This is a genomic window from Nocardia sp. NPDC003693 (assembly GCF_053981095.1).
On record NZ_JBSFNO010000031.1, the window covers coordinates 53,603 to 76,283 of the forward strand.

18 protein-coding genes are annotated in these 22,681 nt (G+C 69.2%); 9 read left to right on the forward strand and 9 right to left on the reverse strand.

The annotated features are described in order from the left end of the window. Window positions 1-144 precede the first annotated feature (144 nt). The 4 genes from ACWDOP_RS28420 to ACWDOP_RS28435 form a co-directional block, all read right to left on the reverse strand. Window positions 145-2,409, reverse strand: coding sequence for an MMPL family transporter (locus ACWDOP_RS28420; RefSeq protein ID WP_456347482.1), 2,265 nt, complete (start codon window positions 2,407-2,409; stop codon window positions 145-147). A 102-nt stretch (window positions 2,410-2,511) separates the two neighbouring features. Continuing rightward, window positions 2,512-3,684 carry a fumarylacetoacetase gene (gene fahA, locus ACWDOP_RS28425; RefSeq protein WP_456347483.1) on the reverse strand — a complete coding sequence of 391 codons (1,173 nt, stop codon included), beginning with the start codon at window positions 3,682-3,684 and terminating at the stop codon, window positions 2,512-2,514. Window positions 3,685-3,739: 55 nt separating this feature from the next. Continuing rightward, entirely contained in the window at window positions 3,740-4,948 is a 1,209-nt protein-coding gene (locus ACWDOP_RS28430) for a homogentisate 1,2-dioxygenase domain-containing protein (RefSeq protein WP_456347484.1), read from the reverse strand. A gap of 69 nt (window positions 4,949-5,017) precedes the next feature. Then, complete coding sequence (locus tag ACWDOP_RS28435; RefSeq protein WP_456347485.1) at window positions 5,018-5,644, reverse strand: TetR/AcrR family transcriptional regulator; 627 nt, start codon at window positions 5,642-5,644, stop codon at window positions 5,018-5,020. Window positions 5,645-5,838: 194 nt separating this feature from the next. On the opposite strand from ACWDOP_RS28435, the gene ACWDOP_RS28440 reads away from it, so the two are divergent. The 4 genes from ACWDOP_RS28440 to ACWDOP_RS28455 all read left to right on the forward strand — a co-directional run bounded on the left by ACWDOP_RS28440 (window position 5,839) and on the right by ACWDOP_RS28455 (window position 11,779). Continuing rightward, window positions 5,839-7,758 (forward strand): acyl-CoA dehydrogenase family protein, encoded by a 1,920-nt coding sequence (locus ACWDOP_RS28440; RefSeq protein ID WP_456347486.1) that lies wholly within the window; start codon window positions 5,839-5,841, stop codon window positions 7,756-7,758. Window positions 7,759-7,899: 141 nt separating this feature from the next. Further along, on the forward strand, window positions 7,900-8,853 hold the full coding sequence (locus ACWDOP_RS28445; protein WP_456347487.1) for an oxygenase MpaB family protein: 954 nt from the start codon (window positions 7,900-7,902) through the stop codon (window positions 8,851-8,853). A gap of 202 nt (window positions 8,854-9,055) precedes the next feature. Then, window positions 9,056-10,888: an acyl-CoA dehydrogenase gene (locus tag ACWDOP_RS28450; protein WP_456347488.1), complete on the forward strand. Its 1,833-nt coding sequence runs from the start codon at window positions 9,056-9,058 to the stop codon at window positions 10,886-10,888. A 252-nt stretch (window positions 10,889-11,140) separates the two neighbouring features. Further along, window positions 11,141-11,779, forward strand: coding sequence for a hypothetical protein (locus ACWDOP_RS28455; protein WP_456347489.1), 639 nt, complete (start codon window positions 11,141-11,143; stop codon window positions 11,777-11,779). Window positions 11,780-11,786: 7 nt separating this feature from the next. On the opposite strand, the gene ACWDOP_RS28460 is transcribed toward ACWDOP_RS28455, so the two are convergent. The 3 genes from ACWDOP_RS28460 to ACWDOP_RS28470 all read right to left on the reverse strand — a co-directional run bounded on the left by ACWDOP_RS28460 (window position 11,787) and on the right by ACWDOP_RS28470 (window position 14,248). Then, window positions 11,787-12,602 carry an exodeoxyribonuclease III gene (locus tag ACWDOP_RS28460; RefSeq protein ID WP_456347490.1) on the reverse strand — a complete coding sequence of 272 codons (816 nt, stop codon included), beginning with the start codon at window positions 12,600-12,602 and terminating at the stop codon, window positions 11,787-11,789. 79 nt (window positions 12,603-12,681) lie between these two features. Continuing rightward, window positions 12,682-13,668 (reverse strand): N-acetylglutamate synthase, CG3035 family, encoded by a 987-nt coding sequence (locus tag ACWDOP_RS28465; RefSeq protein WP_456347491.1) that lies wholly within the window; start codon window positions 13,666-13,668, stop codon window positions 12,682-12,684. Further along, the gene (locus ACWDOP_RS28470) at window positions 13,658-14,248 is read right to left on the reverse strand and encodes a peptide deformylase (protein ID WP_454204582.1); all 591 of its coding nucleotides are present in this window, start codon (window positions 14,246-14,248) and stop codon (window positions 13,658-13,660) included. Before ACWDOP_RS28470 ends, ACWDOP_RS28465 begins: the two co-directional genes overlap by 11 nt. Window positions 14,249-14,477: 229 nt before the next feature. On the opposite strand from ACWDOP_RS28470, the gene ACWDOP_RS28475 reads away from it, so the two are divergent. The 5 genes from ACWDOP_RS28475 (at window position 14,478) to ACWDOP_RS28495 (ending at window position 18,962) form a co-directional block, all read left to right on the forward strand. Further along, complete coding sequence (locus tag ACWDOP_RS28475; protein WP_454204583.1) at window positions 14,478-14,831, forward strand: DUF3263 domain-containing protein; 354 nt, start codon at window positions 14,478-14,480, stop codon at window positions 14,829-14,831. Window positions 14,832-14,943: 112 nt separating this feature from the next. Further along, window positions 14,944-15,537, forward strand: a complete 594-nt coding sequence (locus tag ACWDOP_RS28480; RefSeq protein WP_454204584.1) for a LytR C-terminal domain-containing protein — start codon at window positions 14,944-14,946, stop codon at window positions 15,535-15,537. A gap of 159 nt (window positions 15,538-15,696) precedes the next feature. Then, window positions 15,697-16,398: a superoxide dismutase[Cu-Zn] gene (sodC, locus tag ACWDOP_RS28485; RefSeq protein ID WP_454204585.1), complete on the forward strand. Its 702-nt coding sequence runs from the start codon at window positions 15,697-15,699 to the stop codon at window positions 16,396-16,398. A 13-nt stretch (window positions 16,399-16,411) separates the two neighbouring features. After that, window positions 16,412-17,557, forward strand: a complete 1,146-nt coding sequence (locus ACWDOP_RS28490) for a glutamate--cysteine ligase (RefSeq protein WP_456347492.1) — start codon at window positions 16,412-16,414, stop codon at window positions 17,555-17,557. Window positions 17,558-17,606: 49 nt separating this feature from the next. Next, window positions 17,607-18,962 (forward strand): DUF5933 domain-containing protein, encoded by a 1,356-nt coding sequence (locus ACWDOP_RS28495; RefSeq protein WP_456347493.1) that lies wholly within the window; start codon window positions 17,607-17,609, stop codon window positions 18,960-18,962. Between the two features lie 12 nt (window positions 18,963-18,974). Here the strand turns inward: ACWDOP_RS28495 and ACWDOP_RS28500 are convergent, their stop codons facing one another. Both ACWDOP_RS28500 and ACWDOP_RS28505 read right to left on the reverse strand, forming a co-directional pair. Continuing rightward, entirely contained in the window at window positions 18,975-20,303 is a 1,329-nt protein-coding gene (locus ACWDOP_RS28500) for a hypothetical protein (RefSeq protein WP_456347494.1), read from the reverse strand. A gap of 89 nt (window positions 20,304-20,392) precedes the next feature. Continuing rightward, a complete protein-coding gene (locus tag ACWDOP_RS28505; RefSeq protein ID WP_456347495.1) occupies window positions 20,393-22,627 on the reverse strand; it encodes an AAA family ATPase in 2,235 nt (744 codons plus the stop codon). Window positions 22,628-22,681 lie beyond the last annotated feature (54 nt).

Below are 22,681 nucleotides of genomic sequence, written 5' to 3' on the forward strand. Positions count from 1 at the left end.
TACCTCGGTGTATTCGGTTCAGGGGAGCCGAGATGAAGTTATCGTTTCGAACCCTCGCCGCGCTGCCCCCGCTTATCGGGTCATCGGGGTGCACCGCCGCGGCCCGCGATCCGGCTGGTGTCGGTGCGCGGGCCGCCCGGGGGCCTATTTGGCGAGCGCGGGCTCCGGAACAGGCTGCGCGGCAGCAGTGTCCGGGACTTCCTCTTCCAGCCCGATCCGCTTGTGTAGCGCGGCAAGGGGTTTGGGCGCCCACCAGTTACCGGTGCTCATCAGGCGCATCAGGGCCGGGACCAGCAGGCCGCGAATCACCGTGGCGTCCGCGATGACCGCCAGGGCCAGGCCGATGCCGAAGAGCTTCATCGCGGTCACCTCGGAGGTGGCCACCGCGAGCAGGACCACCGCCATCAAACCGGCCGCGGCGGTGAAGATCCGGCCGGTGCGGGCCACGCCCATCGCCACCGAATGGGTGTTGGCGGCGCTGGTCCGGTCCGAGGCCAGCCACTCCTCGCGAATACGGGAGAGCAGGAAGACCTCGTAGTCCATGGACATGCCGAAGGCGATGCAGAACATGAGCACCGGCATGAACAGATCGGTGCTGCCCGTCGGGGTGAAGCCGAGCACCCCGGACAGGTGCCCGTCCTCGAAGATCCAGATCATGGCGCCGAACGTGGCCGTGAGCGAGAGTGCGTTCAGGATCAGCGCCTTGAACGGGAGCACCACGCTGCCGGTGAACAGGAACAGCAGGATCAGGGTGATGATCGCGATGATCGCGCCCGCCAGCGGCAGCCGGTCGATCACCGAATCCATGGTGTCCTCGTTCAGCGCGGCCGCGCCGCCGAACAGCACCGGGCCCGGGGCCTGCACCGCGCGCAGCGCCGCGAGCTGATCCTCGCCCTCCTGCGAATACGGCGCGACCGTGGTGCCCACCGAGAGGTAGGCCCCGTGCGGTCCGGACATGGTCGCGATGCCGGGGGCCATCTTGGCCGAATTCATGTACACGCCATCGCTGGAGAGCACGGCCGGCACGCCCGGCACCGCCGACAGCGCCTTGGCGTACGCGCCGATCTGCTCGGCCGAACCGCGGAACTCCGGCAGCACCACGACCGCGCTGGAGGCCATGTCGGCGTTGAAGTCCGAGCGCAGGGCGTCGCCGACCTGGCGGCTGGAGGCGAAGGTGCCGATCATCCGGTCGTCGGGCGTGCCGAAATGCACCGACAGGAACGGGGATCCGACGAACAGCAGCAGGGCGCCGGTGACCAGCGAGACCGGCAGCGCGCGCCGCATGACCCCGGACACCAGGCGGTACCAGAAGCTCTCCGCCGGCGGCTTCGGCGCGCTCTCGCCGCGACCGAGCAGGCGGCGCACCGGCTTTCGCAGATCCCAGGCGTTGATTCGATCGCCGAGCAGCACGAGCGCGGCGGGCAGCAGCACCACCGAGGCCGCGACCGCCGCGAGCACGACGGCCACGCCGGCGTAGGCGAAGGACTTGAAGAACGGCTGCGGGAAGACCGCCAGCGCGGCCAGCGCCAGCGCCACGGTGAGCCCGGAGAACACCACCGTGCGCCCGGCGGTCTGCACCGCTCGCGCGATGGCCGCCTTGGGATCTCGGCCCGCGGCGACCTCCTCGCGGTACCGGCTCACGATGAACAGGCTGTAGTCGATGGCGAGCGCGAAGCCCAGCGCGCTGGTCATGTTCAGCGCGAAGAGCGAGACGTCCATGACCATCGTGAGCAGGCGCAGGATGCCGAGCGTGGCCGCGATCGCGAACAGGCCCACCGCCAGCGGCAGCATGGCCGCGACCACGCTGCCGAACACCAGCACCAGCAGCACGGCCGTGATCGGGATGGCGATCGCCTCGGAGACCAGCAGATCCTTCTCGACCTGCCGGTTGATGTCGGCGAAGGTGCCCGCCATGCCGCCGGTCCGGACCTGCACGCCGTCGCGGTCGCCGTTGAGTTCGGCGCTCAGGGCGTTCGCGGCGATCTGCACCTCGTTGTCGGTGCCCTGGAGGGTGGCCATGATCAGGCCGCGCTTGCTGTCCTTGCTGCGCAGGCCGGTGGCCAGATCGGGCCGCGCGGTGGTGCTCGTCCAATAGGACTGCACGCCGGTCACTTCGGGGTCCGCGGTGAGCAGATCGGTGATGCGCTGGGCCTCGGCGCGCGATTCCGGGCTGTTCACCCCGCCCTCGGAGGTGATCATGACGATGATGTTGGGATTGCCGTCGGGGAAGCTGTCGGCCATGAACTCGTTGGCCTGCACCGACTCCAGTTCACCGGTGAGATAGCCGCCGCCGACCATGTGTGACTTCGCGGTGGCGCCGAAGCCGCCGCACATAATCATCAGCAACAACGCGGCCACCAGGACGGCGCGCGGCCGTGCCATGGCGGTCCGGGCAAGACTGGTCAACATTGACGCGCACCCTCCGAGGTCTTCTGACTTCGGAACGGTAGCGTTCAACTTCTGGCTTCAGCGATGTCCAGTGACCATGGTCATGCCCATGCCCGGCCGCTATCAGCCGGCGATTCGGCCGCGCACCTCGCCGAGCCCGAGCGTGCCGCCACCCACCGCGGGCGCGACGGCGGTGATGCTCACCTCGTCGCCGTCCTCGAGGAACGTGCGCCGCACCCCGTTCAGATCGATGGGCTCGCTGCCGCCCCGGCTCATCTCCATCAGCGAGCCGCGCTGATCGCGCGCGGGCCCGGAGATGGTGCCCGAGGCGAACAGATCGCCGGTGCGGGTGGAGGCCCCGTTCACCGTCATGTGCGCGAGCAGTTGCGCGGGGGACCAGTACATCCGGTCGAACGGGGGAGTGGACACGCGCTGCCCGTTCCAGTCCACGCGCACCTCGATATCCAGCCCCCAGGGCTCGCCGTCGCCGAGATAGGGCAGCGGCCGCGGCTCCTGCGCCGGCAGCGGAATCCGCGCCGCGTCCAGCGCGTCCAGCGGGGTCACCCAGGCCGAGAGCGTGGTTGCGAACGACTTGCCCAGGAACGGGCCGAGCGGCTGACCCTCCCAGCCCTGGATGTCGCGCGCCGACCAGTCGTTGACCAGCGCGACCCCGAAGACGTGGGCGTCGAAATCGGCCGTGCGCACCGGGCTGCCCAGCGGCGAGCCCGCACCCACCAGGAAACCCAGCTCCGCCTCGATGTCCAGGCGCCGGCTCGGCCCGAAATCCGGTGCGCCGGAGTCGGTCCGGTACTGCCCGTGCGGGCGCCGGATCTCGGTGCCGGACACCACCACGGTGCCCGCCCGGCCGTGGTACCCCACCGGCAGGTGCCGCCAATTCGGCAGCAGCGCTTCCCCTTTGGGGCGCAGCAGTTCTCCCATGGTGGTGGCGTGGTCGAGGCTGGCGTAGAAGTCGACGTAGTCGCCGATCTCCACGGGTAGCTCCAGGCGCACCGCGACCACCGAGTGCACGGCGGCCGCGGGCAATTCGCCCTCCGCGGCCGTGCGCACCCGGTCGCGCACTTCACGCCAGCACTGCGGACCCTGGGTCATGAAGGCGTTCAGGCTGGACCGCGCGAACATCGGATCGTCCAGCGCGACCGCCAGATCGATGACCGAATCGCCGAGCCGCGCACCAACCCGCGGCTCGCCGCCCAGCGGCCGGAAGACGCAGTAGGGCAGATGGGCGAGGCCGAAACCCGAGTCCTCGGGCACCTCGATACGTACGCGACTGCTCATGACCCCTGCACCTTCCCACCCACTCGCCGCTGTCGATCCACCGATTGTGTCGCTGTCAGATCCACTCCCGGTCGGGGCCGCGCCCCGACCAGGTCCACGCGTATCCCGGGTCCTCGCAGGCCAGGGCCGCCGCACCCAACTGCAGCGGATGAAAGGTGTCCACCATGACCGCCAGCTCGTCGAAGAACTCCAGGCCTATGCTGCGTTCGTAGGCGCCGGGCTGCGGGCCGTGCGCGTACCCGCCGGGATGCACCGACACCGAGCCCTGGCCGATCCCGGATCCCTTGCGCGCCTCGTAGTTTCCGCCGCAGTAGAACATGATCTCGTCGGAGTCCACGTTCGAGTGGTAGTACGGCACCGGTATCGAGAGCGGGTGGTAGTCCACCTTGCGCGGCACGAAGTCGCAGACCACGAAATTCTGGCCGGCGAACGCCTGGTGCGCGGGCGGCGGCTGATGCACGCGGCCGGTGATCGGCTCGAAGTCGGCGATGTCGAAGGCGAACGGATACAGGCAGCCGTCCCAGCCCGTGACATCGAAGGGATGCTCGGCGTACACCATTCGGGTCCCGGCGATCTCGCCCGCCGGTCGGTGTTTGACGAGGACCTCGACGTCGGCGCCGGTGCGCAGCAGCGGTTCGGCCGGGCCGTGCAGATCCCGTTCGCAGTAGGGCGCGTGCTCGAGCAGCTGCCCGTACTTCGAGAGGTAGCGCTGCGGCGGGGTGATGTGGCCGGAACCCTCGATCAGATAGGCGCGCAAGGGTTCCGGGCCGTCGGGCAGCCAGCGATGGGTGGTGGCGCGCGGGAGCAGCACCTGGTGTCCCGAATGCACCCGGAGCGCGCCGAAGACCGTCTCCACCACGCCGGACCCGGACTCGATGTAGACCAGTTCGTCGCCGATGGCATTGCGGTACAGCGGTGATTCGGCGAGTGCGGCTACGTAGGAGATCCGTACGTCGGCGTTGCCGAGAATGAGGCGCCGGCCGGTGACCACGTCGGTCGCGGCGAGAACGGACTCCGGGAACAGCTCGTGCAGCTTCAAATGCCGATGCCGCAGTGGATGATTGGGAAAGGTGCGCTGATCGGGCAGGTCCCAGACGGTGGAATCGACGATGGCGGGCGGCAATCCGCGGTGATAGAGCAGCGAGGAGTCGCCGGAGAAACCCTCCTCGCCCATCAGCTCCTCGTAATAGAGCCTGCCCTGCTCATCACGATGCTGGGTATGCCGCTTGGGCGGCACCACCCCCACCTGCCGATAGAACGTCATCACCGTCTCCCGCGCACCGATGGTCGTCGGTCCCCATCGTAGCCACCGGATTGCCGGGCGGGCCGGGTTTCAGGCGTGCCGCAGGGCCCGGTACACCGCCGCGCCCACGAACTCGCCCAGGGTGTCCGGCGTCCACTCGCCGGGATCGCCGAGCATGGTGCGCACCGCGCCCTCACCGGCCGAGACCCACAGCTCCACCAGCGCGGGCAGCTTCTGCTCGGCGTCGGTGGTGCCCCAGGCGCGCAGGGTCGGGCGCAGCCGCCGGGTGCAGCGTTCGACCGCCAGATCGCGCCCGCGGCCGAAGGATTTGACGACCGCGGGATCGGGATTGCCGTAGAGCAGCCGCCAGCCGTCGGGGCGCGCGGTGGCCACGTGCAGCAGCGCCCGGAAACCTTCCACGAACACCGCCTCGTCGGCTTCGACCCGGCGGCGCGGCAGCGCTTCGAGCACCCCGGCGAGCATGAGTGATTCCTCGCGCTGGATGAGCGCCTCGATGAGCTCGACCCGATCGGCGAAGCACGCGTAGACGACCGGCCGGGTGACCTTCATCCGATCGGCGACGGCGGCGATGGTTACCGCCGCGATGCCGTCCCCGGCCGCGATCTCGAGCGCGGTGTCGAGCACCTGCGGACGGCGGCGTTCGGGCCCCAGATGCCGTGCACGCTGGCGGGGTCGTACAGCCGATTCGGTGCCCATGAGCACCGACCATAGCAGCGAATCCGGAGGACGGATCGGCAGGTCGGGGGCGGTCCCGAGCAGGCCGCCCGGTATGTGGCCTTCGTGTGCCCGCCGCGTTGCGAGATCATTTCCTACAGCGACGAATAAAAATGCTACATTCACGAAGGAAAGAGGTGGCGCACCGGACGACCGGGCCCGAGGAAAGACGGAATATGACGCAGACCTTGTTCGATCCCACGACCTACGAGTTCGCGGAATTCGACACCGAGACCCGGCGGCTGCTGCGCGCCACCATCGCGTGGTTCGAGGACCGGGGCAAGGCTCGTCTGCTCGCGGACGCGCGCGATCGCGTCTGGTACGCGGAGTTCCTCGACTTCATCAAGCGCGAGCGCGTTTTCGCCACGTTCCTGACCCCGGCGGCCGAGGCGAACGGCGACCCGAACAAGCGCTGGGACACCGCGCGCATCGCCATGATGAGCAAGATCCTGGGCTTCTACGGCATGCAGTACTGGTACGTCTGGCAGGTCACGATCCTCGGCCTCGGACCGATCTGGCAGAGCGCGAACGCGCAGGCCAAGGCGCGCGCCGCCGCCGACCTGGATTCCGGTGAGATCTTCGCGTTCGGGCTGTCCGAACAGGACCACGGCGCGGACGTGTACTCCACCGACATGGTGCTCGAGCCCAAGGCGCGCGGCGGCTACACCGCCACCGGCGGCAAGTACTACATCGGCAACGGCAACCAGGCGAGCATGGTCTCGGTCTTCGGCCGCCGCGCCGACAAGCCCATCATCGACAGCTCGGACTTCCTGCGGAAGATGACCGACGAGGAGTACTCGGGCTACCTGTTCTTCGCCGCGGACTCCCGGCACAAGAACTACAAGCTCCGCAAGAACGTCGTCGACTCCCAGATGTACGTGGCCGCTTTCGATCTCGAGAAGTACCCGGTCGCCGAGTCCGACATCCTGCACACCGGCCGCGCCGCCTTCGACGCCGCGATGAACACGGTCAACGTCGGCAAGTTCAACCTCGGCTTCGGCGCGGTCGGGGCCTGCGAGCACGCCATGTACGAGGGCGTCACGCACGCCGAGAACCGAATGCTGTTCGGCCACAACGTAACCGAGTTCCCGCAGGTGAAGGCGCTGCTGGCGGACAACTACGCCCGGCTGATCGGGATGAAGCTCTACAGCGAGCGGGCCATCGACTACATGCGCTCGGCCGGACCCGGCGACCGCCGCTACCTGCTGTTCAACGCCATCGAGAAGATGTCGGTCACCCGCAACGGGCAGCAGCTCTTCGAGGACCTGGCCGACGTCATCGCCGCGCGCGGGTTCGAGAACGACACCTACTTCTCCATGGCCCTGCCGCCCATGTTCGGGCTGCCCCGCCTCGAGGGCACGGTGCACGTGAACATGGCGCTGTCGCTGAAGTTCATGCCCAACTACATGTTCCACCCCGCCGATGCCGGGCTGGTGGCGCTGCGCTACCTGCCCGGCGCCGGCGCCGCGCCGAAGGGACTGGTGCGCGGCGTATCCGACGCGCTGAGCTGGACCAGCCGCCGCGCGACCGGGCCCGCGAGCAAGGCCGTGCCGCGGCTCAAGTCCGAATTCGACAGCGCCGCATACGCTCCCGTGCCGACCCGCCGCGACGCCGCGGACGACGAGTTCCTGTTCCGGCAGGGCCCGAGCAGCGGGCTGGGCCGGATCCGCTTCGCGGACTGGCGGCCGATCTTCCGCCGCTTCGCCCACCTCCCCAACGTCGCGGTGTTCCTGGAGCAGGCGCAGGCGCTGCAGACGTTGCTCGCGGTGGCCACCCCGACCGCAGCGCAGCAGACCGACGTGGACTTCCTGTTCGGACTCGGCGAGCTCTTCACGGTGATCCCGTATGCCCAGCTGATCCTGGAGCAGGCCGAGATCGAGGGCACCGACCCGGCCGTGCTGGACCAGCTCTTCGACCTGTTCGTGCGCGACGTGTCGGGCCACGCGGTGACCCTGCACGGCAAACCCTCCGCGTCCAGGGCGCAGCAGACCCGCGCCCTGGACCTGGTGCGGCGCCCGGTGCCGTCGCAGGCCCGTTTCGACGCGGTGGTGAAGCTGGTCCGGGGTCTTTCGGGCGTGTACGCCATGAATCCCTGATCGGCCCTGCGAGACTCCGGAGCAGACTCGCTAACCCGACAAAACAGACACAGCAAATTCTACGTCGATGTATGAAACACGGCTTCCCGGTGCGCTGTTCGCCCAGCGCGCCGGGGAATACTGCAAAGGAGCAGGCCGACCATGAAGGCAGCGATCTCCCGTCCGCAATTCGACGCGCCCGCCCGGAGCATCCGCGAGGTGGACTACGGGTTCTTCGGCCCGGATTCACCGACCTGGAAGGTCTGGACCGCGCCCACCGCGCTGATCGGCTTCCAGCGCTCGGTGGTCCTCGAGCACTTCGACCCGGACCTGACCGCCGCGGTGGCCGACGTGGGCGGCATCTACAGCGATCCGCGCGGACGGCTGGACCACACCTTCGCCTACTTCCTCATCGCGGCCGTCGGTGACAGCCGCATGGCGGTGGAGGCGTCCGATCACCTCATGCGGGTGCACGCCAAGGCCACCGGCATCGAGCCGATCAGCGGAAAGCGCTACAGCGCGAACGATCCCGAGTCGCAGCTGTGGATCCACGTCACCGGCTGGCACTCGGTGCTCAAGTGCTACGAGATGTACGGCCCGGGCCCGCTCAGCGAGGACGAGGAACGGCGGTACTGGGCCGAATGCGTCGTCGCGGCCGAGCTGCAGACCTGCAGGCCGGCGGACGTCCCGACCTCGCGCGCCGAGGTGCGGGAGTACTTCGCCCGCGTGCGGCCCCGGCTGTCCTGCTCCGAGCGGGCCTGGGAGGGCATGCACTACCTGCTGTTCACCCCGCGCGACAAGGGCTTCAAGCTGTGGTCGGGCAGCCGGCTGGTCGCGCCCGCGGCCATCGCCACGCTGCCCGAGTGGATGCGCCGGACCGGCGGCTTCGATCAGCCCGGTGTGGTCGACAAGGCCTATCCGCCCGCGGTGCGCACGGCCATGCGAGCGCTGGCGAACGACAAACTCGAACTCAAGGTCGCCAAGAATTTCATCGGGCCGATGACCGGCAGGCTGCTCGGCCAGCACCTGACCGCCGGGGTGCCCGTGGATCCGGTGACCATCACCCCCGCCGAGGCCAAACGGCGCTACGGGCGGGCCGCGCGACCGACCGCCTGAACCACCCGGCCGGGTAACCGGGAATCGTCGGGCCGATCGGCTATCGAGGCTGATCGGGTCGGCTCCCGGTTAACCGGCGTTCGTTCGCCAGGAGGTTGCCACCCGGTGTGACCTGGGGTACGTCTACCTACGGTTGCGTAGCAGAACGAACGTACGGCAGCCTTCTTTTCGACAACTCGAACTTCGGCTAGGAGGCCAGTCCGTGTCCCACTACAAGGCGAACTTGAGAGACATTGAGTTCAATCTGTTCGAGGTACTGGGAATCGGTGCGCTGCTGGATCAGGGCGCCTACGGCGATCTCGACAGCGAGACCGCCCGCGACATGCTCACCGAGGCGCTGCGCCTCGCCGAGGGACCGGTCGCCGAATCCTTCGTCGACGGTGACCGCAACCCCGTCGTCTTCGATCCGGCCACGTACGAGATCAGCGTGCCCGAACCGCTGCGCAAGACCGTCGCCGCGGTCAACGAGGCCGGTTACTCCGGACTCGGCATGTCCGAGGAAATGGGCGGCGTGCCCGCGCCCAACGCCCTCATCTGGGGCATCCAGGAAATGATCGTGGCCGCCAACAACTCGGCCTCCTTCTTCAACATGGGCCCGCTCATGCACAAGGTGATCTTCGAGGAGGGCACCGAGGAGCAGCAGCGCTGGGGCGCGTACGCGTGGGAGAACCGCTGGGGCGGCACCATGGTGCTCACCGAGCCCGACGCCGGCTCCGACGTCGGCATGGGCCGCACCAAGGCCGTGCAGCAGCCCGACGGCACCTGGCACATCGAGGGCGTCAAGCGCTTCATCTCCGGCGGCGACGTCGGCGAGACCGCCGAGAACATCCTGCACCTGGTGCTGGCCCGGCCCGAGGGCGCCGGACCCGGCACCAAGGGCCTGTCGCTGTTCATCGTGCCCAAGTTCCTGTTCGACACCGAGACCATGGCCCTGGGCGCCCGCAACGGTGCGCTCGTCACCGGCGTCGAGCACAAGATGGGCATCAAGTCCTCGCCCACCTGTGAGATCACCTTCGGCGGCAGCAAGGACCTGCCCGCCGTCGGCTACCTGGTCGGCGACATCCACAACGGCATCGCCCAGATGTTCAAGGTCATCGAGAACGCGCGGATGATGGTGGGCACCAAGGCCACCGGCGCGCTGTCCACCGGCTACCTGAACGCGCTGGAGTACGCCAAGCAGCGCGTGCAGGGCGCGGACCTGACGCAGATGACCGACAAGGCCGCGCCGCGCGTGACCATCACTCACCACCCGGACGTGCGTCGTTCGCTGGCCACCCAGAAGGCGTACGCCGAGGGCCTGCGCGCGCTCTACATGTACTGCGCCTCCTACCAGAACGCCGATGTGGCACAGGCGAATTACGGCGTCGACGCCGAAACCGCCGAGCGGGTCAACGATCTGCTGCTGCCGCTGGTCAAGGGCTGCGGCTCCGACCGCGCCTACGAGATGCTGACCGAATCGCTGCAGACCCTGGGCGGCTCGGGCTACCTGCAGGACTACCCGATCGAGCAGTACATCCGCGACTGCAAGATCGACTCGCTGTACGAGGGCACCACCGCCATCCAGGCGCAGGACTTCTTCTTCCGCAAGATCATTCGCGATAAGGGCGTCGCGCTCGGGCACGTCTCGGGCCTGATCAACACCTTCGCGGAGAACGGCCCGGACGGCTTCAAGGTCGAGCGCGCGCTGCTGGCCACCGCCTTGGCCGACGTGCAGGCCATGGCGGCGACCCTGACCGGCTTCCTCATGGCCGCGCAGCAGAACCCGGAAGAGCTGTACAAGGTCGGCCTGGGTTCGGTCCGGTTCCTGTACGCCGTGGGCGATCTCGTCATCGGCTGGCGGCTGCTGGAGCAGGCCGCGATCGCCGCGGCCGCGCTCGAGGCGGGCGCCGCGGCCAAGGACCAGAACTTCTACACCGGCAAGGTCGCGGCGGCGTCCTGGTTCGCGAAGAACAAGCTGCCGCTGCTCACCAGCGTCCGCACGATCATCGAGAACGTCGACAACGACATCATGAAGCTGGACGAAAGCGCTTTCTGATCTCTCTGTGAGTCTCCCGGCCCCGCACCGTTGGTGCGGGGCCGGATTGCGTAAGGGGTAGGGGCTCGCCGATGCGTCGTGGCCTGCGGGGCCGGATTGTGCAGGGGGAAGCGGGATTCGGGGGTGAATCATCCGGGTTTCTCATTACCGGCAGCGTGTCTCGGCGGCGTGTCCGGGGGCTCGCCGGAATGACACGCAGAATCTGTTCATGACCTGGTGTGTTGGGCCCCGTCGAGGGGGTACAACTACCGCATGGTCTTTCCCGTGACATTCGGCTGGATTCAGATCCTGCTGCTGGTGCTCGTCGTCGCGGCGATCGCCCTCATCGGTACCGCGCTCGTCAAGGCTCGCCAGGTCGGCTTCCGGGTTCTGCTCGGGCGTGGCATGGGCGCGGTCTCGCTGCTTCTCGTTGCCGCGGTGATCCTTTGGATCACCACCCTGCTGCAGATGTTCCTCGGACTCACGGGGGAGGTGAAGGCCGCACGCATCGTGGTGACCCCGGTGGCCGGGCAGGAACACCTGCTCGACGTCGACCTGACCCTGTTCGGCGACAAGGAACACGACGAGCAGCGCCTGAAATACCAAGTCGAGGGCGACATGTGGGTGCTGCAGGCCAACATCGTCGAACTCGAGCCGTGGGTGAACGCGCTGGGCTTCAACGCCGGCTACAAGGTCACCCGGCTCTACGGGCAGCGCCTGGACGGCGTGGCCACCAAGCAGAACCACATCTTCCTCAACGGCGGCGACCGCGACTTCTTCGAGGACATGAAGGACGAGACCTGGTACACCAGGCCGTTCGTCAAGTCCGCCAACGGCAATGCGGTGATCGCGGTCCACGGTACCTACGACGTGTTCATATCCCGGGACGCGATCAAGGCGCGTCCGGCCTGAGCGGGTCTCAGTCGGCGAGTTCGGCGACCACCGGGGCGTGATCGCTGGCGCCCTTGCCCTTTCGTTCCTCGCGGTCCACGTTCGCGTCGGTGACCGCGGCCGCGAAGGCGGGGGAGCCGAGGATGAAGTCGATGCGCATACCTTCCTTACGGGGGAAGCGCAGCTGGGTGTAGTCCCAGTAGGTATAGATCCCGGGGCCCGGGTGCAGCGGGCGCATCACATCGCTGTAGCCGGTCTCGACCATCGCCGCGAACGCCGCCCGCTCGGGGGCCGAGGTGTGGGTCTTGCCCTCGAAGAACTCCGGCGACCACACGTCGTCGTCGGTCGGCGCGATGTTCCAGTCACCCACCAGCGCGATCCGCGCGTCCGGATCCTCGGCGAGCCACCGCGCGCCCGAGGCACGCAGCGCGGCAAGCCATTCCAGTTTGTACTCGTAGTGCGGATCCGCCAGCGCGCGCCCGTTGGGGACGTACAGGCTCCACACCCGCACCCCGCCGCAGGTCGCGCCGAGCGCGCGGGCCTCCACGACCGGGGTGCTCAGCAGCGATTCACCCGCGTCCCTGTCGAACCCGGGCTGACCCGGGAAATTGATCTCCACGTCGGAGAGCCCGATCCGCGAGGCGATCGCCACCCCGTTCCACTGGCTGTGCCCCACGTGCGCGACCTCGTACCCGGCGGCCTCGAACGCCTCGAACGGGAACTGCTCGTCCTTGCACTTGGTCTCCTGCATGGCGAGCACGTCGATGTCGTTGCGATCGAGCCAGGACAGCACCCGATCCTGCCGGGAGCGAATCGAATTCACGTTCCAGGTCGCGAGCCGCACAGCAAAGCCTTTCGATACGTGGGTCTTTCAACGGGACGCCGGGCCATACCGGGGGAGTACCCCGGCGGGAGAGCGCGGATCAGGGCGCGGCGTACCGGTAGCGATGGTGATCCAGGAACCCCATCTCGCGATACAGCGCCAGCCCGGCCGTGTTCTCCGCCGCCACCTGAACATAGGCGTGGGTCGCCCCGCGCGCATGGCCCCAGCGGATCAGCTCGGCGCACACCAGCGAGCCGAGCCCGTGCCTGCGATGCCCGTCCGCGACCGCCACGCAGCTCAGCCCCACCCAGCGCCGCCCGTCCGGGGCGGTGGTGACAGCGGCCCGGCCGATGGCCAGCGGCGTCGGCAGACCCAGGGTGGCGAAACCCAATTCGCCGTCCCGCACCGCGGTCAGCACCTCCACCACCGGCGGCCTGCCGATGCCGGCGTCCCCGCCCCGGTGCCGGTGCACCGAGAGCCAGCCGCCGTCGGGTTCGGCCGCGATACGCACCATGGGCACGCCCGGCGGCAGCACGAAGGTCTCGATGTCCAGGGCCAGCACCACGGTCTCGCCCCAGCTGCGCCAGTCCAGCGGCACCGGGGCCAGCCGATCCGGCAGCACCAGCTGCAACGGCAGGCCGTGCGCGGTGTACCACTCGCCGATGCGATGCAGCGTCTCCGCCGAAGCCAGCGCCGGATTACCGGAACTACCCAGCGGCACAGCGGAATTGGCGCGAGCGGTGTAGCCCTGGCCGCCGCGCAGTAGCCAGCCGTCGATCCAGGCGCGCTGCGACCCGGGCCAGCCGTCGGCCGCCGCGGCCTCCAGCGCCCGGATCTCGCTGGTCCGAATGGGCCTGGGGCCCAGCTCTTTCCAGGCCACGACCCGATCGCGGGCGACCGAGACCACCTGCCCGTCGGCGGTACGCACGGTCAGCGGATCGGTCGCGGTCAGCTCGCCGATCACATCGGTGAGCGGCTGGGGATAGCCCTCGGGCAGCCGATAGCGCACCACCACCCGGCGTCCGAGTGGTGGCAGCGTCGCGTCCGCGGGGTCGTCCCCGGCGGGCGGAGGGGAATCAGTCGTCATGCCCGAAGGGGTCCGGCACGGTGCCGGGCACCCAGCTCTCGCCCGGCTTGCCCCAGCCCGCGCGCTTGATCACTTTCTTGGCGGCGCGGGCATGACGGCCGATGAGCACGTCGATGTACAGGAAGCCGTCCAGGTGGCCGACCTCGTGCTGCAGCATGCGGGCGAAGAAGTCCGTGCCCTCGATCTCGACCGGCTCGCCGCGCTCGTCGGTGCCGGTCACCTTGGCCCAGGTGGCCCGGCCGGTGGGGAACTGCTTGCCCGGGACCGAGAGACAGCCCTCCTCGTCGTCGTCCGGATCCGGCATGGTCTCGGGGATCTCGGAGGTCTCGAGCACCGGATTCACCACGACGCCGCGGCGGCGCACCATGGCGCCGTCCGGGCCCGCGTCGGGGCAGTCGTAGACGAACAGTCGCAGCGGCACGCCGACCTGATTCGCGGCCAGGCCGACACCGTGCGCGGCATCGAGGGTGTCGAACATGTCCGCGATCAGCTCGGCCAGTTCCTCGGGGGTCTGCGTGACCTTCTCGGTCGGGTTGTGCAGAACCGGGTCGCCGACGATGACGATCGGGAGAATAGCCATGTCAGTAAGCCTACTGGGTGGTTGCCGCGCCGCGTCCGGGACCTGTTGTCGGTGGCTCGAGGCATGCTTTCCGGCAAAGCAGACGGAACGATTCCGGGAGCGACACGCCGGGGTTGAATCACAGAAACACGCCGAACGGTACGCGCTGGGAACCTCCGGCCGCGTGGTTGAATGGGCGGCGACGTACAAGCACCATATTCGTCTGGTGACCACTCGGCGAGGGAGCACTATGGACAGCGCAGCGGCACGGGACATTTCCGCTAGCGGGGAAGACCCTTCCGTCAGCGCGGACATCGCGGCCAGCGGTATCGCCCCCGAAGCGGATGGCGCGCACGGCCTCTCACGACGCGAACTCGACATCCTGGACTTCGAGCGCAAATGGTGGAAGTACGCGGGGGCCAAAGAGGAAGCGATCCGCGAACTCTTCGACCTCTCGCCCACCCGCTACTACCAGGTCCTGAACGCGGTCGTCGACAAGCCCGAGGCCATCGCCGCGGACCCCATGCTGGTGAAGCGGCTGCGGCGGTTGCGCGCGAGTCGCCAGAAGACCAGGGCAGCACGCCGTCTCGGATTCCAGGTGTGAACCGGGATTCGGATTTCACCGGCGCCGGCGCCGGCCGTACCGCTACGGTCACTCCCGATGCAGGCTTGCCCGATACCGGCGATGAGCGCCCCCAACGATTAGGCTCGACATCGTGAGCAATCCGAATACGCCGGCCGGCGGTCCGCCGCTGCGGGCTCTGGCCATGGTGCTGATCGCGCTGGCCATCGTGTTCGCCGGACTGGGTGCGATGTCGTTGTCGAGTTCGGACTCCGAGACCACCGACGCCGCACCCGAGACCACCACGGTCGTGCCGAGTGCCACTGTGGCGCCTAATCTTTCGTCCGCCGTGCCGCCGGTCACCATCACGCCGCCGGTGTCGGCGACGACCCCGCCGGCCACCACGGAGCCCACCGCGCCGGTCACCACGCCGCCGGTGACGACGACCCCGCCCGCGGGCGGCGCGGTCGACAAGTCCATCCCCGTACGGGTTTACAACAACAGCATGGTCGCCGGGCTGGCCGCCAAGACCGCGAACCAGCTCACCGCGGGCGGCTGGAACGTCGCCGAGACCGGCAACTACGGCGCCGGGACGATCCCCAATACCACGGTGTACTACGGGACTTCGCCCGCCGAGAAGGCCGCCGCCATGGCCATCGCCGGTGAGATCGGCGCCACCGCCGAACCGCGCATTCCGGGTCTGTCGGGCTCCCCGACCGGAATCATCGTCATCGTCACGGGTAATTGAGCAGGTCTCGCGGGAGCGGGCGCACACGCACGGCGACGGAGTGAACACCCGGCCAGCCCCTGCGCGGGCAAGGGTCACGCCTCTGGCATCATCTTGACCGAGTGGCAATCATGTTCACCCAGCTTTCCGTAAACTCGGACTCGTAAAGGAGTTCCCCCGATGGCCTCGTCCACAACTCGTCGCCCGTCCTGGCGGACTGTGACCCCCGTGCTCGCGGTCGCGGCGTTCGCTCTCACAGGTTGCACCGCCAACCAGGAATCGAGCGACGTCAAAGGGACGACCCCGCCGGTCTTCACCAGTTCCCCCGCGCCCGCGGGCGGACACGGCGGGCACGGCAGCGGCGGCGGTGGCGAACAGGGCGCGCCGGCCACCGAATCGGTCAGCTCCACGCTGAAGGACTCGAACGGCCAGTCGGTCGGCACCGTCACCATCGGCAAGGTCGCCGGCCACCTGGAGATCACCATCGAGGCCCAGGGCCTCAAGCCCGGCTTCCACGGCGTGCACTTCCACCAGTTCGGCAAGTGTGAGCCGAACTCGGTCGCGCCCACCGGCGGTCCCGCGGGCGACTTCCTCTCCGCCGGCGGTCACCTGCAGGTCGGTGACCAGAACGCCAAGCCCGCCAGCGGCGATCTCACCTCTCTCTCGGTGCGTTCGGACGGCACGGCGAAGCTGACCACCACCACCGACTCCGTCACGCTGGACGAGCTCAAGGGCAAGGCCCTGATCATCCACGCGAGCGCGGACAACTTCGGCAATATTCCGAGCCGCTACACGCAGCCCGGCGGTGCCAACGGACCCGACGCCGAAACACAGGCGACCGGTGACGCTGGTGCGCGGGCCGCCTGCGGCGTCATCGCATAACGCAAGGTGAGATATGGCCGGGGCAGGCAGTTCGAAGGTCCACTTCAATAGTTCGCCCCGGCCCACGCTCGGCGTGGAGTGGGAAGTCGCGCTCGTCGACAAGCAGACGCGCGACCTGTCCAACACCGCCGCAGCGGTTTTCGAGGCCTGCGGTGACCTGCGGGCCTGGGACGGCCATCCGCAGATCACCAAGGAGCTGCTGAAGAACACCGTCGAACTCGTCACCGGTAAGCACGACACCGTCGGCGAGATCGTCGACGAGCTGTCCGGCACCATGAACGTGGTGCGCCGGGCCGCCGACGAGCTCGGCGTCGACCTGTTCTGCGCGGGCACGCACCCCTTCGCGCAGTGGTCCACCCAACAGCTCACGCGCAGTGCGCATTACGACGAACTCATCGAGCGCACCCAGTGGTGGGGCAGGCAGATGCTGATCTGGGGCGTGCACGTGCACGTCGGGATCTCGCACCCGGAGAAGGTCTTCCCGATTCTCAACAGCCTGCTGCTGTCCTACCCGCACCTGCTCGCGCTCTCGGCCTCCTCGCCCATGTGGGCGGGGGTGGACACCGGCTACGCGAGCAATCGCGCGCTCATGTTCCAGCAGCTGCCCACCGCCGGACTGCCGTTCCAGTTCGAAAACTGGACCCAGTTCGAATCTTTCGCGCACGACCAGATGAAAACCGGTGTGTTCGAACAGATCGGCGGCATGCACTGGGACATCCGCCCCGCCCCCAAATGGGGCACCATCGAGGTCCGGGTCTGCGACGGCACCCCCAGCCGCACCGAACTCTCGGCGCTGGTCGCGCTGATCCACTGCCTGGTCGTCGATCTGGACCGCCGCGTCGAAGCGGGCGAGACCATGCCGACCATCCCGCCGTGGCACGTGCAGGAGAACAAGTGGCGCGCCGCCCGCTACGGGCTCGACGCCATCATCATCACCGACGCCGCCAGCAACGAGCGCCTGGTCACCGACGACCTGATGGAACTGCTCAACCGCCTCGAGCCGACCGCCAAGAGCCTCGGCTGTGAGAATGAACTCGCCATGGTCGCGGACATTCCCAAGCGCGGCGCCTCCTACCAGCGCCAGCGCCGGGTGGCCGCCGCGGCCCAGGGTGACCTGGTCGCCGTCGTCGACTCGCTCGTCAAGGAACTGAATACCTGATAGCCACCGTCCACGCCGGCTCCGTTCACGACACGTTTACTATGGCTGGGTGTTGCTCGACGATCCGCGTCCCGAATCGGGCGGTGGGGCGGGCGGGGGCCGGATGTGGGTGCCGTCGAGGCGTGTCCGGATCGTCGTCGGCCTGGCCGCGATCCTGTTGCTGCTCATCGCACTTCAGGTCGTCGCGAGCCGCAACGATTTCGTCGGGCCACTGCAGAGCCTGCTCTACGACTACGTGGGTACACCCCGATCGGTGACCGTGCCCTGGGCCGGTCTCGGCCTGGCCATGATCGGACTGTCGTGGCGGCGGCGCGGCATCGCGCTCGGCGCGGCCCTGGGCATAGATCTGGCCTATCAGGCCGTGCGCACCCTCACCGGCGGTCCGCTGGCACTGGGCAACGGCCCCGTGATCGTGCTCACCGCCATCGTGGCGCTGGCGCTGTGGCGCTGGCGGGGAACCGAACGCACCAACGCGCTGCACGCCGCGGCGCTGGGCATCCTGCTCACCCTCTCGAGCAAGGTCGCCGAGGTCTGGCTGTACTTCACCATGATCGCCGGACCCGCCGTGCTGGACGAGCACGTCGTCCTCGTCGACCGCGCGCTCGGCGACCCGTCCTGGGTGGTCGGGCAATTCGTGGACTGGGCCGGGCCGGTGCTCTACGCGGTGCTGCACTGGGTCTACATCGAACTGCCGGTCGCCGCGATGATCGTCACCATCTGGCAGCTGCGCCGAGTACAGCAGACCGGCGTATGGCCCTCGCACTACCTGGTGCGCACCTTCCTCGTCATCGGACTCGTCGGGCCGATCGTGTACGTGATCTTCCCGGTGGTCGGCCCGATGTTCGTGTACGGCGTCGACGGCAAGGCCTTCTCGCTCGGCGACTACTGGCCGAATGTGGTGCCGCCCATCGACTTCACGCCCGGCGCGCTGCCCTTCGACTCCATCACCCCGCGCAACTGCATGCCCTCGCTGCACACCGCCTGGGCGCTGTCGATCTTCATCCACTCGCGCCGCGACGCCGACGGTTCGCGCGCGCCCACCTGGCTGCGCTGGGGCGGCACCTTCTGGCTGCTGGCCACCCTCGGCGCGACCCTCGGCTTCGGCTACCACTACGGCGCCGACCTGGTCGCGGGCGCGGTACTGCTGATGGCGGTGGAATCGGCGCTGCGCGAACCCGAACGCGGCTGGGACCGGATCCGGATCCAGCTCGTCGGCGGCGGCGCGGCGCTGTTCGCCGCACTGCTGATCGCCTACCGCTACCTGTCCGTGCCGATCGCCGAGAATCCGGTACCGGCCGGCATCGTCATCCTCGGGGTGTTCGCGGCCTACATCTGGGCGTTCCACCGTGCCTGGTTCGCCGAAACCCCCGCCCCCGCACCCGCGCAGGCGGCCGTGCGCGCCTGACCCGGGCCGGAATCAGTCCTCGGCGGGAACCGCGGGAGCGCCGGCCTCGCCGGGCTTCTCGGTGAGCGGGCGGCCGCGGCGCAGCACCTGCAACCCGACCATGCAGCCGAGGGCGATGAGCACACCGGTCCACGCCGGAACCGAGGCATCCTGCGGGGTCACCGTGCACACCACGGCCTGACTCGAATCCTGCATCGCGTAGTGACCGCGCGCGGAGTAGTCGCGCAGGCCCAGCACCGCCGAGGGAATGAACAGCACCAGCGTGCCCAGCACCCGGCTCGGCACGAAACGCGGTGTCGCGGCGGTCAAGCCGTAGCCGACCAGCCACGCCAGCACCAGGGTGCCGCCGATGGTGAAGAACGCGCGATCGCTCTCGGCGGTGATCGCGGTGAACATGCCCAGCACCACGAGGATCAGCAGCAGGAGCGTGAGCGAACCCCGCCGGCTGCCGTACCACATCCCGAACACCGCGACGGCCACCGCGGTCGGGATGGACCAGCCCGGCAGCTCCGCGGCCAGCGACGCCGAGCCCACCGCGCTCAATGCCACCGCCGCCAGCACGATTTCGCCGTCCCGGCCGGGCAGCAGCATCGCCGCGATGATCGCCGTCGTCAGCGTGGTGACCACCGCGAGCCCGACCGCCGCGAGCGAGTCACCGTGGCGCGACAGCCATTCCGCGCTCGCCACCGTGACCAGCACCAGCACCACCGCCGCCAGCACCGGCGCCAGCGGCAGCTCGATCGACGGCCGCTCCGCGGGTTCGCGATGGCGATTGGCCAGCGTGCCGATCACCACCAGCACGAGCGCCACCTCGATCATCCACAGCGGCGGCATGTCCAATGACTCCCAGGCGCTGGGGAAATTCCGGCCCAGCACCTCGCCCGCGAACGGCATCGGATTCACCGAACCGAGCAGCACGCTGATCAGGACGCCCAGGGTCCAGCCGTAGGAGGGCAGCCGATGATGCAGCACCGCCGCGCCGAGCGCGCCCAGAACCAGGCCACCCGCGAGCGAATCGATGAAGTTCATCGTGGACAGGGAGGCGGAGACGTCCCCGGACTCCCCGTAGAGATGATTCGCGGTCAGCACCACCAGCCCCGCGAGGGCGGTGCCCCACGCGGTGACGATGCTGCCGAGCGTGGTGATCAGCACCGCGGCGATCATGCCGACCAGGACGCCCGCGCCGACCGCCCGCGGCAGGCTGTAGGCCATCAGATCCAGTTGCAGCGCCGAGGACTCCGACGTCCAGCCGAAGTCGATCGGCAGGGCCAGCGAAAGGCCGGCGACCGTGGTGGCGACCAGTACGGTGATCGTCTCGGTGGCTACCTGATACGGTCTCACCTGGGAGAAAATACCGTGACACGGCGTACCGATCGGTCCGACTCGCCCCAACTATTTAGTTTGCCAACCGGATTCTCCGGGCGCGCGAACTACCCCGACGCCGCGCGCTGCGCCGCGAATCGGCGCAGCGATTCCACCTGATCCGGATCCAGCGACGGCCGCACCGCCGCGCGCGCCGCGGCCATGTCCGCGGCCGTCACGTCGCACGCGTCCACATCGCGGCGCATCGCCGACAGCGCCGCCTCACGCAACAGCGCCGCGCAATCGGCCGCCGAGTAGCCCTCCAGTTCCACCGCCAGCTTCTTGAGATCGACCCCCGCGGCCAGCGGCACGGATTTGGCCGCCGTGCGCAGGATCTCGGCCCGCGCCGCGGCGTCCGGCGGCGGCACGAACACCAGCCGTTCCAGCCGGCCCGGGCGGGTCAGCGCGGGATCGATGAGATCCGGGCGGTTCGTCGCGCCGACCACCACGACATCGCGCAGCGGCTCCACCCCGTCGAGTTCGGTCAGCAGCGCCGCCACCACCCGATCGGTGACCCCTGAATCACTGCTCTGCCCGCGCCGCGGCGCGAGCGCGTCCACCTCGTCCAGGAACACCAGCGACGGCGCGGAATCGCGTGCGCGCTGGAACAATTCCCGCACCGCGCGCTCGGAGGAGCCGACCCACTTGTCCATCAGCTCGGCGCCCTTGACCACGTGCACGCTCAACTGCCCGGTACTGGCCAGCGCCCGCACCAGGAAGGTCTTACCGCAGCCGGGCGGGCCGTACAGCAGGACACCGCGCGGCGGTTCGATACCGAGCCTGGCGAACGAATCGGGGTGACGCAGCGGCCACAGCACCGCCTCGGTGAGCGCCTGCTTGGTCTCGACCATGTCCCCGACGTCGTCCAAACCCAGACTGCCGATGGCCAATTCCTCGGTCCCGGACCGCGACAGCGGACGGATCACCTCCAGCGCGCCGAGCAGATCCGCCTGCCGCAGCTTCGGCTCGGACTGCTCCCGGCTGGCCCGCGAGGCCGCCCGCAGCGCCGCCTCGCGCACCAGCGCCGCCAGATCGGAGGCCACGAAACCCGGTGTGCGCGCCGCGATCTCGGCCGGAACCAGCCCCTCGGCGGGCACCGGGCGCAACAGCTGCTCCAGCAGCGCCGCGCGCACCGCCGCGTTCGGCAGCGGCAGCGACACCTCGCGATCGCACAGATCCGGCGCCCGCAACCGGGCATCGACCCGGGCCGGATGCGCCGTGGTGGCCAGCAGCGCCACCGCGGGCGCGGCCACCGCGGCCCGCAACTGATCGAGAATCAGGGTGGCCACCGGTTCCGGCTCGGCGGGCAGCAGCGCGTCGATGTCGGTGATGAGCAGCACTCCGCCCGCGCCCGAACAGATCTCGCTCACCGCCATGCCGACCTCGCGCAGCCGGGTGCCGCTCTCGGTCGCCCCGACCGACGGGCCGTCCAGCTCCACCAGCCGCCGCGCGCCGGTCACCGCTCGCGCGAGCGTGGTCTTGCCGACCCCGGCCGGGCCGGTCACCAGCACGCCCAACTGCGAGGATGCGCCCAGTGTCCTGAGCAGTTCCGGCTCGTCCAGCGCCAGGTTCAGCCATTCGGTCAGCTTGGCGGCCTGGGCCTGCACCCCCGCCAGATCCGCCACCGCGACCGCCGACACCGGCGCGGCCGAAGCGGGGCGCGGAGCCGCGGCGGGCCGGTCCAGTCGATCGGGAGCCTGGGACTGGTCGTCGCCCATGAGCGCGCGCGGAGAATCGGTGGCGGCCACCCCCGGCCCCCACACCACCGCGCTGTTGGGCTGCACGCTCACCGGGCCCGGCGCGGGATCGGTGGCCGTCACGGTGAGCAGCTCCGACGTCCAGGCGTAGCCGAACAGCTTGGAAAGCGCTTGGGTGGCAGCGGAATTGCTCGTACCCGGACCGAGGTCGCGCGGGGCCAGCGAGACCGTGTCCCCGACCGTGACCACCTTGCCGAGCAGGGCCTGGCGCAGCGTCGTCTCCGGAATGCTCGCGGTCGCCAGCGTCGAACCCGTCACCGAGATCTGCCGCGCGCCGTACACCGTGACCGGCGCGACCACCACGGTGGCGTCCTCGCGCACCCCGGCATTGGACAGCGTCACGTCATCGAGCAGCGCGGTGCCCGGCGCGGTCCCGGCCGGGGCGAGGGCCACCACCGCGGCCGTGCGCCGCGCCCCCACCAGCGAGATGCCGTCCCACTCCCGCAGGCCCAGCGCGGCCAGTGCCTCCGGATGCAGTCGGACCAGACCCCGCCGGGAATCGGTGGGGGCGGAATTGAGCCGGGCGGTCAACGCGAGTTCGGGCACGGCACCCATTGTGCTGGAAATGTGCGCGCCACCGCCGGGGGTCGGGCCGGGAAA

Bases quoted from the DNA above. Each gene is read 5' to 3' on its own strand.
- ACWDOP_RS28420 (WP_456347482.1), bottom strand. From the start codon at position 2,409: ATGTTGACCAGTCTTGCCCGGACCGCCATGGCACGGCCGCGCGCCGTC.
- fahA (WP_456347483.1), bottom strand. From the start codon at position 3,684: ATGAGCAGTCGCGTACGTATCGAGGTGCCCGAGGACTCGGGTTTCGGC.
- ACWDOP_RS28430 (WP_456347484.1), bottom strand. From the start codon at position 4,948: ATGACGTTCTATCGGCAGGTGGGGGTGGTGCCGCCCAAGCGGCATACC.
- ACWDOP_RS28435 (WP_456347485.1), bottom strand. From the start codon at position 5,644: ATGGGCACCGAATCGGCTGTACGACCCCGCCAGCGTGCACGGCATCTG.
- ACWDOP_RS28440 (WP_456347486.1), top strand. From the start codon at position 5,839: ATGACGCAGACCTTGTTCGATCCCACGACCTACGAGTTCGCGGAATTC.
- ACWDOP_RS28445 (WP_456347487.1), top strand. From the start codon at position 7,900: ATGAAGGCAGCGATCTCCCGTCCGCAATTCGACGCGCCCGCCCGGAGC.
- ACWDOP_RS28455 (WP_456347489.1), top strand. From the start codon at position 11,141: ATGGTCTTTCCCGTGACATTCGGCTGGATTCAGATCCTGCTGCTGGTG.
- ACWDOP_RS28465 (WP_456347491.1), bottom strand. From the start codon at position 13,668: ATGACGACTGATTCCCCTCCGCCCGCCGGGGACGACCCCGCGGACGCG.
- ACWDOP_RS28470 (WP_454204582.1), bottom strand. From the start codon at position 14,248: ATGGCTATTCTCCCGATCGTCATCGTCGGCGACCCGGTTCTGCACAAC.
- ACWDOP_RS28475 (WP_454204583.1), top strand. From the start codon at position 14,478: ATGGACAGCGCAGCGGCACGGGACATTTCCGCTAGCGGGGAAGACCCT.
- sodC (WP_454204585.1), top strand. From the start codon at position 15,697: ATGGCCTCGTCCACAACTCGTCGCCCGTCCTGGCGGACTGTGACCCCC.
- ACWDOP_RS28490 (WP_456347492.1), top strand. From the start codon at position 16,412: ATGGCCGGGGCAGGCAGTTCGAAGGTCCACTTCAATAGTTCGCCCCGG.